Annotated in this window: 14 protein-coding genes; 5 read left to right on the top strand and 9 right to left on the bottom strand. The window is 72.3% G+C overall.

Annotated features, from left to right (window positions below):
* Positions 1 to 756 carry a TetR/AcrR family transcriptional regulator gene (locus SRB17_RS29875; protein WP_323376427.1) on the bottom strand — a complete coding sequence of 252 codons (756 nt, stop codon included), beginning with the start codon at positions 754 to 756 and terminating at the stop codon, positions 1 to 3.
* A 119-nt stretch (positions 757 to 875) separates the two neighbouring features.
* On the opposite strand from SRB17_RS29875, the gene SRB17_RS29880 reads away from it, so the two are divergent.
* Positions 876 to 1,901, top strand: a complete 1,026-nt coding sequence (locus SRB17_RS29880; RefSeq protein WP_153543264.1) for an alpha/beta fold hydrolase — start codon at positions 876 to 878, stop codon at positions 1,899 to 1,901.
* A 116-nt stretch (positions 1,902 to 2,017) separates the two neighbouring features.
* Positions 2,018 to 2,527: a DUF2165 domain-containing protein gene (locus SRB17_RS29885; RefSeq protein WP_153543265.1), complete on the top strand. Its 510-nt coding sequence runs from the start codon at positions 2,018 to 2,020 to the stop codon at positions 2,525 to 2,527.
* Here the strand turns inward: SRB17_RS29885 and SRB17_RS29890 are convergent.
* The 3 genes from SRB17_RS29890 to SRB17_RS29900 form a co-directional block, all read right to left on the bottom strand.
* The gene (locus tag SRB17_RS29890; RefSeq protein WP_323376428.1) at positions 2,520 to 3,083 is read right to left on the bottom strand and encodes a hypothetical protein; all 564 of its coding nucleotides are present in this window, start codon (positions 3,081 to 3,083) and stop codon (positions 2,520 to 2,522) included. The genes SRB17_RS29885 and SRB17_RS29890 overlap by 8 nt on opposite strands.
* A 68-nt stretch (positions 3,084 to 3,151) precedes the next feature.
* The gene (locus tag SRB17_RS29895) at positions 3,152 to 5,737 is read right to left on the bottom strand and encodes a bifunctional FO biosynthesis protein CofGH (RefSeq protein WP_153543266.1); all 2,586 of its coding nucleotides are present in this window, start codon (positions 5,735 to 5,737) and stop codon (positions 3,152 to 3,154) included.
* Positions 5,738 to 5,786: 49 nt separating this feature from the next.
* On the bottom strand, positions 5,787 to 6,632 hold the full coding sequence (locus tag SRB17_RS29900) for an LLM class F420-dependent oxidoreductase (protein WP_153543267.1): 846 nt from the start codon (positions 6,630 to 6,632) through the stop codon (positions 5,787 to 5,789).
* An 81-nt stretch (positions 6,633 to 6,713) separates the two neighbouring features.
* On the opposite strand from SRB17_RS29900, the gene SRB17_RS29905 reads away from it, so the two are divergent.
* Positions 6,714 to 8,105 carry a CehA/McbA family metallohydrolase gene (locus tag SRB17_RS29905; RefSeq protein ID WP_323376429.1) on the top strand — a complete coding sequence of 464 codons (1,392 nt, stop codon included), beginning with the start codon at positions 6,714 to 6,716 and terminating at the stop codon, positions 8,103 to 8,105.
* 75 nt (positions 8,106 to 8,180) lie between these two features.
* On the opposite strand, the gene SRB17_RS29910 is transcribed toward SRB17_RS29905, so the two are convergent.
* From SRB17_RS29910 to SRB17_RS29920, 3 genes are read right to left on the bottom strand one after another with little or no spacing between them, the layout of a single operon-like run.
* Positions 8,181 to 8,597 carry a hypothetical protein gene (locus tag SRB17_RS29910; protein ID WP_323376430.1) on the bottom strand — a complete coding sequence of 139 codons (417 nt, stop codon included), beginning with the start codon at positions 8,595 to 8,597 and terminating at the stop codon, positions 8,181 to 8,183.
* A 27-nt stretch (positions 8,598 to 8,624) separates the two neighbouring features.
* A complete protein-coding gene (locus tag SRB17_RS29915) occupies positions 8,625 to 9,059 on the bottom strand; it encodes a protease inhibitor I42 family protein (RefSeq protein WP_323376431.1) in 435 nt (144 codons plus the stop codon).
* Positions 9,060 to 9,102: 43 nt separating this feature from the next.
* Positions 9,103 to 9,771: a hypothetical protein gene (locus SRB17_RS29920; RefSeq protein WP_153543268.1), complete on the bottom strand. Its 669-nt coding sequence runs from the start codon at positions 9,769 to 9,771 to the stop codon at positions 9,103 to 9,105.
* A gap of 262 nt (positions 9,772 to 10,033) precedes the next feature.
* Between SRB17_RS29920 and SRB17_RS29925 the strand changes: the two genes are divergently transcribed.
* Together SRB17_RS29925 and SRB17_RS29930 are read left to right on the top strand one after the other, a co-directional pair.
* Positions 10,034 to 10,429 carry a nitroreductase/quinone reductase family protein gene (locus SRB17_RS29925; protein ID WP_153543269.1) on the top strand — a complete coding sequence of 132 codons (396 nt, stop codon included), beginning with the start codon at positions 10,034 to 10,036 and terminating at the stop codon, positions 10,427 to 10,429.
* Positions 10,430 to 10,474: 45 nt separating this feature from the next.
* On the top strand, positions 10,475 to 11,365 hold the full coding sequence (locus tag SRB17_RS29930; RefSeq protein ID WP_153543270.1) for a hypothetical protein: 891 nt from the start codon (positions 10,475 to 10,477) through the stop codon (positions 11,363 to 11,365).
* A gap of 12 nt (positions 11,366 to 11,377) precedes the next feature.
* Here SRB17_RS29930 and SRB17_RS29935 read toward each other — a convergent pair whose 3' ends face one another.
* Both SRB17_RS29935 and SRB17_RS29940 read right to left on the bottom strand, forming a co-directional pair.
* Positions 11,378 to 12,826 (bottom strand): aldehyde dehydrogenase family protein, encoded by a 1,449-nt coding sequence (locus tag SRB17_RS29935; RefSeq protein WP_323376432.1) that lies wholly within the window; start codon positions 12,824 to 12,826, stop codon positions 11,378 to 11,380.
* Complete coding sequence (locus tag SRB17_RS29940; protein ID WP_153543271.1) at positions 12,823 to 14,553, bottom strand: N-acyl-D-amino-acid deacylase family protein; 1,731 nt, start codon at positions 14,551 to 14,553, stop codon at positions 12,823 to 12,825. Before SRB17_RS29940 ends, SRB17_RS29935 begins: the two co-directional genes overlap by 4 nt.
* Positions 14,554 to 14,556 lie beyond the last annotated feature (3 nt).

Raw genomic sequence — 14,556 nt, forward strand, 5'->3', positions numbered from 1 at the left:
TCAGCCACGACGTCCGGCCACGAGCGCTTCGACCCCGTCGAGGATCCGGTCGAGCCCGAACTCGAGCGGGTCGGTGCCGGCAGGGTCGAAGGCGCCGTCGGCGATGGCCCGGGTCAGGGCCGGGAACCGGTCCGCGTGGCGTTCGAGCACCTCCCCGGTGAGGCGGTTCCACTCCCGGTCCTCGGCGGCGTCGAAGTCGGCCGTCTGCTGGGCGAGGCTGCGCACGAGGCCGACGACGAGGACGAAGATCTGGTGCCGCTGGGCGGCCGACAGGCCGGTGGGCTCCAGGGCCGCGTGCGCCGCGTCCAGCCAGCCGAGCTGGTGGGGGCCCATGACCTGGCGGCGCATCGCGGTCGCGGTGAGCGCCCAGGGGTGGGCCCGGTACAGGTCCAGGCACCGGCGGGCCCACAGCCGGGTCCCGGCGCGCCAGTCGCCCTGCGCGGCGGAGAGGTCGGGGGTCTCGGCGAGGATCGACTCGATCATCAGCTCGACCAGTCCGGCCTTGCCGTGCACATAGCGGTACAGCGCCATGGCCGAGACGCCGAACCCGGCGCCGACCTTGCTCATCGAGACCGCTTCCAGCCCCTGGGCGTCGGCCAGCTCGACGGCGGCCGCGGCGATGCGCTCCGGGGTCAGCGACGGCTTGGGCCCGCGCGTGGGCTGTTCCTGCTCGCCCCACAGCAGCGCGAGGACCGCCCGCGGGTCGCGCGGCGTCTCCTGCTGCTCCTTGCCGCTCCTGGCGCTGCGTCCGGCCACGAGGCCCTCCTGCTCGGCTGCTGCTCGACTTCGGCGAAGCCCGTTGACTCCACCCGACAACTCTATATACCGTAAACACAAGGAACACCTAACGGTGTAAACAGTTTAGGGGGAACACCATGCTGCTCACCTACCGGGCCCTCAAGCGCCGCGCCCTCGCCAAGAAGCTCGCGATCACCACCCCGAACGGCATCGACGAGTCCTCGTACGTCCGCATCGGCGGCATCGACCAGTGGCTCTCCGTGCGCGGCGAGGACCGGAGCAACCCCGTGATCCTGGAGCTCCACGGCGGCCCCGGCGCCTCGAACCTGATCTTCACGCCGCGCACCCGCGCCTGGGAGCGGCACTTCACGATCGTCCGCTGGGACATGCGGGGCGCCGGCCGGACCTTCGCGGCGGGCGGCGCCGAGGGGCAGGGCGAGCTGACCCTCGACCGCCTCCACGCGGACGCCCTGGAGGTGACGGAACACGTCCGCACCCGTCTGAACGTGGACAAGGTGCTGCTCCTTGCCAACAGCTTCGGCACGGTCATCGGCCTCCGCCTGGCCCGCAACCACCCCGAGCTGTACTCGGCCTACGTCGGCACCGATCAGAACATCGTCGGCGGGGGCCGCGACGCCTCCGCCTACCAGGCGCTGCTGGCCCGGCTGGAGAAGGCGGGCAGGAAGAAGGAGCTGGCGAAGATCACGGCGATGGGCTCGGACCGCACGGCCTGGTCGGCCCACGAGTGGGCGGAGCACGCGAAGACGGTGGTGACGACCGACCCCCTCACCTACGACACCATGAAGACGGTCGTGATCCGCTCCCTGTGGTTCTCCCCCTTCCACACGCTCCGCGACCTGCGCACGTACCTGAAGGCGCAGACCTTCTCGGAGCGGCTCGGCCCCCAGGCGATGACGATCGACGAGTACGCCGAGGGCACCGCCTTCCGCCTCCCCTTCTTCGTCTTCCAGGGCGAGAGCGACGTCCTCACCCCACCGCAGCCGGCCCGCCGGTTCTACGACGAAGTCACCGCCCCGCTGAAGGACTTCGCCCTGATCCGCGAGGCGAGCCACTTCGCGGCCTTCCGTCACCCCGACCACTTCCTGGACCTGCTGCTGACGAAGGTGCGGCCGGTGACAACCGGGGAGGCGGTAGGGCGCTGAGGCTGCGGCGCCCTGCTCCAACTCCCTGGAGCAGGAGCGTCTTTCCGACGCCCGCTTTCTCAATCTGGCGCAATGGCCACGCGATAACCGGGCCCCGCGCAGGGGAGAATCCAGCCATGACCACCAACCCCCCACGTCACACGGGCCTCAACCTGGCCGCCGGTGTGCTCACCGGCATACTCGCCCTCTACATCGCCCTCGTCGCTCTCGGGAACATCACCGACTTCGGGACGAACCAGCAGTTCGTCCGGCATGTGCTGGCGATGGACACGACGTTCAAGGACCACGACCTGATGTGGCGGGCCGTCACCAGCACCGGCCTTCAGGACACCGCCTACGTCCTCATCATCGTGTGGGAGACGGTGGCGGCCCTGGTGCTGATCTGGGGCACGTACCTCTGGGCGCGGCGCAAGGACGACGACCTCGCCCGGCGCTGGTCCACCTACGGACTGCTGATGCTGGTGCTGCTCTTCGGCGCCGGGTTCATCGCGATCGGCGGTGAGTGGTTCTCGATGTGGCAGTCCAAGACCTGGAACGGGCTGGACGCCGCGACGCGCATCTTCCTGCTCGCCGGAGTCGCCCTGATCGTCAACCAGCTGCCCGCCCGCCGGGAGACCACTACTTGACGACCGCCACCCTGGTGCCCTGGTCGCCGAAGGACCACAGGGCGGCGCCGTCCTGCTTGTGCAGACGGATGCCGCCCAGTTTCTTGCCGTCCGCCGGGGGCGGCGAGGAGCCGTCCAGGGCGTTGGAGAAGGCTATGTTCACGCCGGACGCGACGGTGAAATACATCACGTGCTCGATCTCCACGCCGTCCGAGCCCTTGGTGGGCCGGCCGCGCTTGATGATCGAGTAGCGGCCGGGCTGCGGGCTCACCGTGCCCGGCCACACCGTGAACGTACGGGACGCCCTGCCCGTCGCGTCGACCAGCCAGACCCGCTTCTCGCCGAGCGAGTACACGATCCGGCGGCCCTCGCCCGACGCGGCCGGCAGCGCGGGCGGGGCCGGGGAGTGCGGCGCGGCGGAGCCATGGGCGCCCGCCGACGCCGACGGTCGCGGCTTGGCCACGGCGGCCGTGGGACGCGGCCCGTGGTCCGCCTGTACGGCGAGGGCGACGACGGCCGCGGTCGCGCCCGCCGTCAGGCCGGTGACCCAGGCCCAGGAGGGCAGTCGGGCAGCCACGGGTACGCATCTCCTCCGCTAGGCGGCGCTATGGGGCCCCTTCTCCGGTCGGGGTCGGATCATCGTACTCAGTCCAGGGCGGGGAGCAGTTCCGGCAGGTGCCCGTCGGAGGCCTCCGCCGCCCGCTGCCGTTCCTCCGGCACCTCGCCGTAGAGCGTGGTGCGCGGTTTCGCCGGGCGGCCGGCCGCCTCGGCCACGGCGACCAGGTCGCGGACCGACTTGTACGAGCCGTACGACGAGCCCGCCATACGGGAGATCGTCTCCTCCATCAGCGTGCCGCCCAGGTCGTTCGCGCCGGAGCGGAGCATCTCCGCCGCGCCCTCCGCGCCCAGTTTCACCCAGCTTGTCTGGATGTTCGGGATCCAGGGGTGCAGGAGGAGTCGGGCCATCGCCGTCACCGCGCGGTTGTCGCGCATGGACGGGCCGGGGCGCGCGATGCCCGCGAGATAGACCGGGGCGTTCGTGTGGATGAACGGAAGCGTCACGAACTCGGTGAAACCGCCCGTCTCGCGCTGGAGGGCGGCCAGGGTGCGCAGGTGGCCGAGCCAGTGGCGGGGCTGGTCGACGTGGCCGTACATCATCGTGGAGGAGGAGCGGATGCCCAGCTCGTGGGCCGTCTTCACCACCTCGATCCAGGTGGCCGTGGGCAGCTTGCCCTTGGTCAGCACCCAGCGGACCTCGTCGTCGAGGATCTCCGCCGCCGTACCGGGGATGGTGTCCAGGCCCGACTCCTTGGCCGCCGTCAGCCACTCCCGGATCGACATGCCCGTCCTGGTCGCGCCGTTCACCACCTCCATCGGCGAGAAGGCGTGGACGTGCATACCGGGGACGCGCTCCTTGACCGCCTTCGCGATGTCGAAGTACGCCGTGCCCGGCAGGTCCGGGTGGATGCCGCCCTGCATGCACACCTCGACCGCGCCCACGTCCCAGGCCTGCTGAGCGCGGTCGGCGACCTGCTCCAGGGACAGCGTGTACGCGTCGGCGTCCGTGCGGCGCTGGGCGAAGGCGCAGAAGCGGCAGCCCGTGTAGCAGACGTTGGTGAAGTTGATGTTGCGGGTGACGATGTACGTCACGTCGTCCCCGACACTCGACCTGCGCACGTCGTCGGCCACCCGGCACAACGCGTCCAGCGCCGGGCCGTCCGCGTGCAGCAGCGCCAGGGCCTCGGCGTCGGTGAGCTTCGTCGGGTCGTCGGCCGCGGTCGCCAGCGCCTGCCGTACGTCGGTGTCGATCCGCTCCGGCGCCATGCCCGGGGCGGCCGCCTCGCGCAGCGCCTCCCAGTCGCCGTACACCTCGTCGAAGTCGTCGCGCCGGTCGGCGCTGCGGCCCTCGGTGTCGATCGTGCGGTGCAGGTCCGTACGGCCGGCCGGGACGAAGGCCTCCTCCGGCTCCTGCCACGGACGGCCCTCGACGGTGGCGTCCGGGAGGGCCAGGCCCGTCTCCGGGTCGGCGAGCGCGCTCACGTGCGGGCGCAGCCGCGGGTCCAGCCAGGGCTCACCGCGGCGCACGAACTCCGGGTAGACGCAGAGCCGTTCGCGCAGTTCGAAACCGGCCGCCCGGGAGCGCTCGGTGAGTTCCTCGATCTGCGGCCAGGGCCGTTCGGGATTGACGTGGTCGATGGTCAGGGGTGACACCCCGCCCCAGTCGTCGATGCCGGCGCCGATCAGCCGCTCGTATTCGGAGTCGACGAGGTTGGGCGGGGCCTGGAGGCAGGCGGACGGGCCCATGATGTGCCGGGCGACGGCCACCGTGGCGACCAGGTCGTCCAGTTCGGCGTCCGGCATGCCGCGCATCGCCGTGTCGGGCTTGGCGCGGAAGTTCTGGATGATCAGTTCCTGGATGCCGTGGTAGGCCCGGGAGACCTTGCGCAGGGCGAAGAGGGACTCGGCCCGCTCCTCGTACGTCTCGCCGATGCCGATGAGCAGGCCGGAGGTGAACGGCACGGAGGAACGGCCGGCGTCCTCCAGCACCCGCAGCCGTACGGCCGGCTCCTTGTCCGGGGAGCCGTGGTGCGGGCCGCCGGGCTCGGACCACAGCCGGGTCGCGGTCGTCTCCAGCATCATGCCCATGGAGGGCGCGACCGGCTTGAGCCGCTGGAAGTCCGTCCAGGTCATGACGCCCGGGTTGAGGTGGGGCAGCAGACCCGTCTCCTCCAGGATCCGGATGGAGATGGCGCGGACGTAGGCGATGGTGTCGTCGTAGCCGTGCGCGTCGAGCCACTCGCGCGCCTGAGGCCACCGGTCCTCGGGCTTGTCGCCGAGGGTGATCAGGGCTTCCTTGCAGCCGAGGGCGGCGCCCTTGCGGGCGATGTCCAGCACCTCGTCCGGGGACATGAACATTCCGTGGCCCGCCCGGCGCAGCTTGCCGGGGACGGTGACGAACGTGCAGTAGTGGCACTTGTCCCGGCACAGCCGGGTGAGGGGGACGAAGACGCTCTTCGAGTACGTGATGACACCGGGCCGGCCCGCCTGTTCGAGACCCGCGTCGCGCACCCGGGCGGCGGACGCGGCGAGGCCGGTCAGGGCCTCGCCGCGGGCCTGGAGCAGCACCGCCGCCTCGGAGACGTCGAGGGCGACACCGTCCCGGGCGCGTTTGAGGGCGCGACGCATGGAGTTCTCGGTCGGACCGGTCCCGGAGGTCGCGGAAGTCGTCATCCTTTGAGCATACGTTCGGGGTGATTCCGGAAGATGGCTCCCACTCGGCCTACAGGTGACTCCCGTACTCGTCCAGCACCCCCAGCACCTCCGTCTCCCCCGCCGGCGGCAGCTGCAGCACGACCTCCTCGATGCCCAACTCCGCGTAGTGCGCCAGCTTTCCCGGCGTCGGCTGCACGGCGTACGGGACGATCTGGAGGGCGGCCGGGTCGCGGCCCGCGTCCGCCCAGACCGAGCGCAGCAGCGGCAGGGACTCGGTGAGACCCCGGCCGCCGATCGGCAGCCAGCCGTCGGCGTACTCGGCGATGTGCGCGAACAGTTTCGGCCCGGCCGCCCCGCCGACGAGCGTGCGCGGGCCGGTCACCGGACCCCGCGGTTTCTGTACGGGCTTGGGGTGCGCGTGGCTGGCCCGTACGGCGGCGAACTCGCCCGTGTAGGCCGTCGGTTCCGCGGACCACAGCGCCTGCATCAGCCGCACCCGGTCCCGGACCAGTTCCCGGCGCGTGCGCCACTCCACGCCGTGGTCGGCGGCTTCCTCGACGTTCCAGCCGTAGCCGAGACCGAGGGTGACACGTCCGCCGGACAGGTGATCCAAGGTGGCGATCTGCTTGGCCAGGGCGATGGGGTCGTGCTGGGCGAGGAGGGTGATGCCGGTTCCGAGTCCGAGGCGCTCGGTGACGGCCGCGGCCTGACCGAGGGCGACGAAGGGGTCGAGGGTGCGGCCGTACTCGCGGGGCAGGTCGCCGCCGGCGGGGTAGGGGGTCCTCCGCTCGACGGGGATGTGGGTGTGTTCGGGGAGGTAGAGGCCGCTGTAGCCACGCTGCTCCAGCTCGCGCGCGAGCCGGAGGGGGGTGACGGTCTCGTCGGTGAGAAAGATCGTTACGGCGATGCGCATGAGGCATCGTACCGACTGGTTGGTCGCGGAGCCGCGATTGATACTGTCCCGCGGCCCCGCAGGGCGCCTAACGTGGTCCTTGTGACCAGCTTGCGCGGCACTCTCGCACCCGGTTCACCCGACTACGTCTACCTTCCCTTCGAAGTGCCTTCCGGCACAGCGGAGTTGAAGGTCTCCTACACCTACGACAAACCCTCCAAGCCCCCCGGCACCCCCGGCAACGCCCTCGACATCGGTCTCTTCGACGAGCGCGGAGTGGAGGTCGGCGGGCCGGGGTTCCGGGGATGGTCCGGAGGGGCCCGCACGGAGTTCTTCGTGCGGGGCGACGACGCGACGCCCGGGTATCTGCCCGGGCCGATGAACCCCGGCACCTGGCACATCGCGCTCGGCCCGTACACCGTGGCCCCGCAGGGGCTGTCGTACGAGGTGACCGTCACCCTGACGCCCGGGGAACCCGGTGCCGCACCGCAGCCAGTGTATCCGCCGGCCCGCGCCCGGGGCCGGGGGCGGGACTGGTACCGGGGCGACTGTCATCTGCACTCGTGGCACTCCGACGGGCGCCGTACCCCGGCCGAGATCGCGGCGCTGGCCCGGGCGGCCGGGCTGGACTTCATCAACAGTTCCGACCACAACACGAACGCCTCGCACGCCCACTGGGCCGACGCGGCGGGCGACGACCTGCTGGTGCTGCTCGGCGAGGAGGTCACCACCAGGAACGGCCATGTGCTGGCCCTCGGCACCGACCCGGGCACCTTCGTCGACTGGCGCCACCGGGCCCGGGACCGGCGGTGGGCGCACTTCGCGCGGGAGATCCGGCGCGCCGGCGGTCTGGTGGTACCGGCCCACCCCTACGCCGACTGTGTGGGCTGCTCCTGGAAGTTCGGGTTCGCCGAGGCGGACGCGGTGGAGGTGTGGAACGGGCTGTGGACGCCGGACGACGAGGTGGCGCTGGCCGCCTGGGACGGGCTGCTGGTCGCCTCCGTACGCGAAAACGGGGACTGGCTTCCGGCCATGGGGGACAGTGACGCCCACCGGGATCCGGATGTCGTCGGTCATCCGCAGACCGTGGTCCTCGCCGAGGAACTGAGCCGGGAGGCGATCCTGGAGGGGCTGCGGGCGGGGCGGTCGTACGTCGCCGAGTCGAGGGCCGTCTCCCTGGAGTTCACCGTCACCGCCGACAGCGGGGAACAGGCCGGTGTCGGGGAGCGGTTGGCGGTGGGCGCCGATACGCCGGTGACCGCCCGGCTCGCGGTCTCGGGCGCCCCGCGCTGCTCGGTCCGGTTCGTCACCGACCAGGGCGTGCTGCTGCGCAGCGATCCGCTGCCCGTGTCCGGGGCGGGAGTGGTGGAGTGGCGTACGACTGCGGCCTACGCGGCGTACGTGCGCGCCGAGTTGCGGCACGAGACGGCGCTCGGCCCGGTGCCGGGGGCGATGGCGGCCTTCACCAATCCGGTCTTCCTCGGGGCCGCCTGATCGGTCACCCGGTCTGTTCGCGCACCGATCCGGTCGCCCTCGGGGCGGCCGGCGGGGCGTGACCCATGCGGCCGGTCAGCTCTGTGCGGCCCGCGTCAGCTGCCGCAGTTCGATGACCGTCGCGACGGCACGCAGCCAGCGGGCGGCGGCGTCGTCGGCGGCGACACCGGCCGCGAGCTCGGTGCCGGCGGCCAGCCAGTCGCGTACGACAGCCGCCGCCTCCGGGCGCGGCAGCGGCTCGGGGAGCCCGGCGGCGTAGGCGAGGCCGCCGGCCCGGACGGTGTCGGCGAGGAAGGCCACCGAGCGCGGCTGGGTGCCGAGGCGGTCGAGCAGCACGGCCGCGCCCGCGGCGCCGTCCCCGAACAGGGCGGTGCGCCGGGGGCCGGGCGGTGCGGTGAGGCCGTAGCGGAGCAGGACGGAGATGTCGAGCCGGGCCAGCTCGTCGTCGGTGCGGTCCGGGGGATGCGGGGCGGGGTTCGATTCGGGGTTCACGTTCCGGTCTCGGTGGTGTCGGCCGGCTCAGCGGACGGTGACGGTGTAGGTGACGCGCTTCGGCGCGGACTGCCGGTACGGCGCGGTCGACGCCGGGGCCGGGGTGCCGCCGCCGTCCTCGTCGCAGGTGGTGGCGAACGTGCAGTGGGTCAGCACGATCCGGGTGCTGCCCTTGCCGATGGCCTCGAAGGTGAAGGTGAGACTGCTGCCGGCGCCGACCAGGTGCTTGTCGCCGGAGCCCGAGGTGCTGTGCTGCCCGCGCTCGCGGACCACGTGGGCGTCGGGCCTGGGGTCGGACAGGTACCAGTGCTCACGGGTGGAGGCGTTCTCGTGGACGGTGAGCGTGAAGCGCTCCCCGGCCTTGGCGGTGATGCGGGGTTCGTCGGTGGGGTGCGCGACCGGGGCGGGCTCGTCGGTGCCCGACCCGCAGCCCGCGACGAGCGTGAGCAGCGCGACCGCCACGACGGCGCCGCCCGCCGCCCTGCCCCGACGCCAAAGGCCCCGCCTACTTCGCCGTCGGGAGGTACACGCTGTACGCGTCGTTGAGTCCACTGTCCGCTGCCTTGCTCATGTGTCCGTTGATGAAGTCGTTCTCGCTCACCCAGGTCGTCGTGCCCCACGGGTTGTAGATCTGCAGCATGTCGCCCTCCTGGCCGATGATGGTCATCGCGTGGGCGCCGTCCTTGCCCTGGACGTCGACGGGGACCGGGCGGCCGTCCGCGACCGCCTTCTCGACATCGCTCAGCACCCCCTCGCGGTCGGCGGCGTCGTCCAGGTCGTGGCGCTGGTAGTCGTCGCCGGCGCTGGTCTCGGCCAGCATCAGCTTGTCCACGGCGGTCAGGTCGCCCGTGCCCAGCTTGCTGCGGCGCGCCTCGGAGACCCACTTGTTCAGGTCCCTGGCGGCGCTGTGGGCGGCGGCGTCGGCGGCGATCGCGGCCTTGTGCAGGTCGTCGGCGCCCAGGGAGGCGAGGGAACGGGCGTTCAGCCGGACGGCCTTCTCGTCGTCGGACTCGATGAGGTCGTCGAACCAGCCGTCCTTGCCGCCGAGCATCCGGAGTGCCTCGTGCAGCGTCTCCCGCCCGTCGCTGTCCTGGCTCTGGGCGTCCTTGAGGGCGTCGGCGAACGTGACGCCCCGGCGGCGTCCGGGCCGCCGAGCGCGTCGTCCGTGTAGCACATGCCGGGCTGGATCGCCTCGCGGATCTTGCCCGCGTCGTCGCCCGCGGCGTCCAGGTCCTTCGCCTGTCCGGACATCCCGGACTTGACCGTGTAGCCGTCCGAAGACGCGCCCATCAGGCTCCCCCGTTGAAATGATCACGATCGCGGGGGAGGCTAACACGCGACAGCCGGCGGAAAGTCCGGGGATCACACGCCCCGCACCGAGCCGCCACACCATCCCCGACACGACGCCGTGCCGTCAGACCAGGAGAGCGACCGGCATGTCAGCCCCCGCAGACCGCAAGCACCGCGTGGTGACCGCCTTCCAACGGCACATCGCCAACCCGCTCAACCGGCGGCTGCCGTTCCAGACCCTCCTGGAGACGACGGGCCGCAGCTCCGGCCTGCCCCGGCAGACCCCGGTGGGCGGCCGCAAGGTCGGCGGCTCCTTCTGGCTGGTCTCCGAGTTCGGCTACAAGTCCCAGTACGTCCGCAACATCCAGGCCGACCCGAGGGTCCGCGTCCGCCTCGCCGGCCGCTGGCACCACGGCACCGCCCATCTCCTCCCCGACGACGACCCACTGGCCCGCCTGCGCGCCCTCCCCTTCTTCAACAGCACGGCGGTCCGGGCGTTCGGCACGGACTTGCTGACGGTCCGGGTGGATCTGGAGGAGTGACGACCCGAGCCGGCCTGCACGGGGAGCACACGGCAGACTGCGGGCGTGAAGCTCACCACCGCACCCTCCGTCGTCGAACCCGCCCGTGACTTCCCGGAGTTGCTGCCGCACGCCCGTCCGGTCGTCCGGCTGCATCCGCGCCGCGGCACTCCCGGCCCCCGCGAGAGCCACATCGGCGGCCCCCTGTGCTGGCCGGCCGCCGAGCCGTGGCCGGAGTGCGCCGACCACGAGGACGTCAACGGCCGGCCGTACACCCTGCGGATGGTCGCGGTGGCCCAGCTGACGGCGGTGGACTTCCCCGAGATCCGCTTCCCCGACGACACGGACCTCGTCCAGCTCCTGTGGTGCCCCGACTGGCACGACCAGCCGCACCCGGAAGGCTGGGGCCAGGCATGCCGGCTGTTCTGGCGCCGGACCGCCGAGGTCACCGACCCGCTCGCCAGGCAGCCGGATCCGGCCGAGGAGTGGGACGACGACCTGGACATGGTGCCGCGCCCCTGCGTCCTGCACCCGGAGCGGGTGACGGACCACCCCGGGGACGAGGAACTCCCGCTCGGCCTCGGCGAACGCTTCGCGGCCTGGCTGGAGGAACGGGGCCTGACCGACGACCTCACCGCGATCCCCGGCTACAAGCTCGGCGGCTTCCTGAGGTGGGGTACGACGGACCGCCCGGACCCCATGGACTGCGGCGACTGCGGGGCGCCGCTGGAGCTGTTCCTGCAGTTCGACTCGTCCGAGTACGGGCTCGGCACCTTCGGCCCCGACGGCGCACCCCACCGCTTCCGCCCCCTGGAGGAACGCGACACCGACCCGAGCGACGCGCTGGGCGAAGCGCTGCGCGAGCCGGTGGGCATGGTCATCGGCCGCTTCAGCCACGGCGGACTGTTCACCTGCACGGCCGACCCCCGCCATCCGGCGTCGTTCTTCACGCAGTGAGCCGGGTCCCCCTCACCCCGGCCACACGATCGCCTGCACCTCGCTGTACGCGTGCAGGGCGTACACGCCCACGTCCCGGCCCACCCCGCTCCTCTTGAACCCCCCGAACGGCGCCTCCATGTTGCGGCCGACGGTGTTCACCCCCACGCCCCCGGCCCGCAGCTGCCGGGCCACCCGGAACGCCCGGGCCACGTCACCGGACCACACGTAGTCGATGAGCCCGTACTCGGAGTCGTTGGCGAGGGCCACCCCCTCGTCCTCCTCGTCGAAGGGGATCACCACGACCACCGGCCCGAATATCTCCTCCCGGGCCACCCGCATGTCGTTGGCGCAGTCGGCGAGAAGGGTCGGCACGACGTAGAAACCCCGGTCCAGCGGCGGCCGTTCGCCGCCCACGACCACCGACGCTCCTTCCTTCCGGCCGAGTTCGACGTACGACTCGACCCGCGCCCGGTGCTCGGCCGAGATCACCGGCCCGACGACCGTGTCCGCCTCCCGCGGATCCCCGACCTTCAGTCTCCGGGCGTACCCGGCGAGTTGCTCGACCAGCCGCCCGTACACCCCGCGCTGGGCCAGCACCCGGGTCGGTGCCGTGCAGATCTGCCCGCTGTAGAAGGAGAAGGCCGTGCCGATACCGGCGACGGCGGACCTCAGATCGGCATCGTCGAAGACGATCGCCGCGCCCTTGCCCCCCAGCTCCATCAGCTGGCGTTTCATGTCCCGCCCGCACACCTCCGCGATCCGCCGGCCGACGGCCGTGGACCCGGTGAAGCTGACCATGTCCACGTCGTCGCAGGCCACCGCCGCCTCGCCCACGGCCTGCCCGCGCCCGGAGACGACGTTCACCACTCCCGGCGGCGCCCCGGCCGCCTGGAGCGCCTCGGCCATCCGGTACACGGACAGTGGGTCCTGCGGGGCCGGCTTCACGACCACCGTGTTGCCCATGGCCAGCGCGGGCGCGACCTTGCCGGCCGGGTTGGCCCACGGGTTGTTGTAGGAGGTGATGCAGGTGACGACCCCGACGGGCTGCCGTACCGCCAGCGCGCCCATCACCCCGGCCCGCCCCATCGGCCCGGCCTCGTTGATCTGCGGCGCGATCGCCCACTCGGCGGGCTCCACGCACGCGTACCGCCGGAACCGGGCGGCGGCCACCCCGACCTGCATCGCCCGGGCGGTCCCGGTGGTCGCTCCGGTCTCCGCGCGGGCCAGCTCCGTGTACGGCCCCGTCCGGTCACGGATGATGTCCGCCGCCCGGCCCAGCACCGCCGCCCGCTCCTCGGGCCGGGTCCGCGACCACGCCCCGAACGCCTCCCGGGCCGCCGCGCAGGCCGCCCGCACCTGCTCCGGCGTGGCCTCCGGCGCCCAGCCGACGGTCTCCTCGGTGGCCGGGTCGGTCACCGGGTAGTGCCCGCCGTCCGGCTCCACCCACTCCCCGCCGACGAACAGCCGTTCGCCCTTCACCTCGTGCTCACCGTCCGCGTGTCCGTGCCGGACCGCAGCACCTTCCCCGGTACGGCCCCGGTCACCACGTCGTCCCGGATCGCCTCCACCCCGTTGACCCACACGGCCCGCACCCCGATCGCCCTCGAGTCCAGGCGGGGACTGTCACCCGGCAGGTCGTGCACCAGCCGGGCCTGGCCGGCGTCGATGCGCTCCGGGTCGAGCAGGACGAGATCCGCATGCCAGCCCTCCCGCACCTGTCCCCGCTCCCGCAGCCCGAAGAGCCGCGCCGGGTCGTCGGTCAGCATCTTCACCGCCTGCTCCAGCCCGACCAGCTTCCGGCCGCGCAGACAGTCCCCGAGGAACCTGGTGGTGTACGGCGCCCCGCACATCCGGTCCAGATGCGCTCCCGCGTCGGAGCCGCCGAGCAGCACGTCCTCGTGCTGCCAGGTCTCGGCGCGCAGCGCCCAGGAGGCCGGGTCGTTGTCGGTCGGCATGGGCCAGAGGACCGTGCGGAGATCGTCGTCGGCGCAGATGTCCACGAGGCAGGCGAAGGGGTCCTGCCCGCGCTCCTCCGCGATGTCCCGTACGACCCTTCCCGTGAGCCCCCGGTTGGCCTCGCTGTAGGTGTCTCCGATGACGTACCGCCCGAAGTTCGCCAGCCGACGGAAGACGCCCGCCTCCTTCGACCGGGCCCGGCGCAACATCTCCGCCCGGACGGCGGGGTCCCGGAGCCTGGCGATCCGCTCCGGCACCGGCAGCCCGAGAATCGGCCCCCAGCCCGGGATGAGGTTGAGAGCGCAGAACGTGCCCAGGGACATGTTCATCGGGGTGAGGATCGGCATGGTGAGCGCCACCACCCGACCGCCCGCCTTCCGGGCCCGCTCGCTCGCGCTGAGCTGTCGCGGCACCCGCTCCGGTACGGCCGCGTCGACGGTGAGCACGTTCCAGTTGAGCGGCCGCCCGGCGACCGCGCTCATCTCCACGAGCAGTTCGATCTCGTCGTCGCCGAACTGATCCAGACAGCCGGCGACGATCGCCTCGATCTGCGTGCCCTCGTGCTCGCCGACGGCCTTCGACAGCGCCAGCAGCTCCGCCGGCCGCGCATGCCGGGAGGCGACGGGCTGCCCGTCCCCGTCGGAGTGGGTCGATGACTGGGTGGTGGACAGCCCCCAGGCCCCGGCGTCCATGGCCTCGTGCAGCAGCCGCAGCATCGCGCCGAGCTGCTCCTCGCTCGGCTGCCCCCCGACGGCCTGCGGCCCCATGACGTACCGCCGCACCGCGCAGTGCCCCACCATGAACCCCGCGTTGACGGCGATCCGCCCGTCGAGAGCATCGAGGTACTCCCCGAAGGAGTGCCAGCTCCAGGGCGCCCCCTCCTCCAGCGCCACCAGGGACATCCCCTCCACCTTGGACATCATCCGGCGGGTGTAGTCGGCGTCCGCGGGGCGGGAGGGGTTGAGCGGCGCGAGCGTGAACCCGCAGTTCCCGGCGGCGACCGTCGTCACCCCGTGGTTGAGGGAGGGCGTGGCGTACGGATCCCAGAAGAGCTGGGCGTCGTAGTGGGTGTGGGGGTCGACGAAGCCGGGGGCGAGGACGAGACCGGAGGCGTCCTCGGTGGTGCGGGCGTCCTCGGTGGCCGTGCCGATGACGGCGATCCGGCCGTTGCGGATGCCGACGTCGGCGGTGAAGGCGGGCGCGCCCGTGCCGTCCACGATGGTGGCGCCCTTGATGAGATGGTCCAACATGCC

The sequence above is a fragment of the Streptomyces sp. RB17 genome, from assembly GCF_009604455.1.
Lineage (GTDB): Bacteria > Actinomycetota > Actinomycetes > Streptomycetales > Streptomycetaceae > Streptomyces.

Coding starts and splice junctions, on each gene's coding strand:
- SRB17_RS29880 (WP_153543264.1), top strand. CDS start 876: ATGCTGCTCACCTACCGGGCCCTCAAGCGCCGCGCCCTCGCCAAGAAG.
- SRB17_RS29925 (WP_153543269.1), top strand. CDS start 10,034: ATGTCAGCCCCCGCAGACCGCAAGCACCGCGTGGTGACCGCCTTCCAA.
- SRB17_RS29900 (WP_153543267.1), bottom strand. CDS start 6,632: ATGCGCATCGCCGTAACGATCTTTCTCACCGACGAGACCGTCACCCCC.
- SRB17_RS29940 (WP_153543271.1), bottom strand. CDS start 14,553: ATGTTGGACCATCTCATCAAGGGCGCCACCATCGTGGACGGCACGGGC.
- SRB17_RS29885 (WP_153543265.1), top strand. CDS start 2,018: ATGACCACCAACCCCCCACGTCACACGGGCCTCAACCTGGCCGCCGGT.
- SRB17_RS29895 (WP_153543266.1), bottom strand. CDS start 5,737: ATGACGACTTCCGCGACCTCCGGGACCGGTCCGACCGAGAACTCCATG.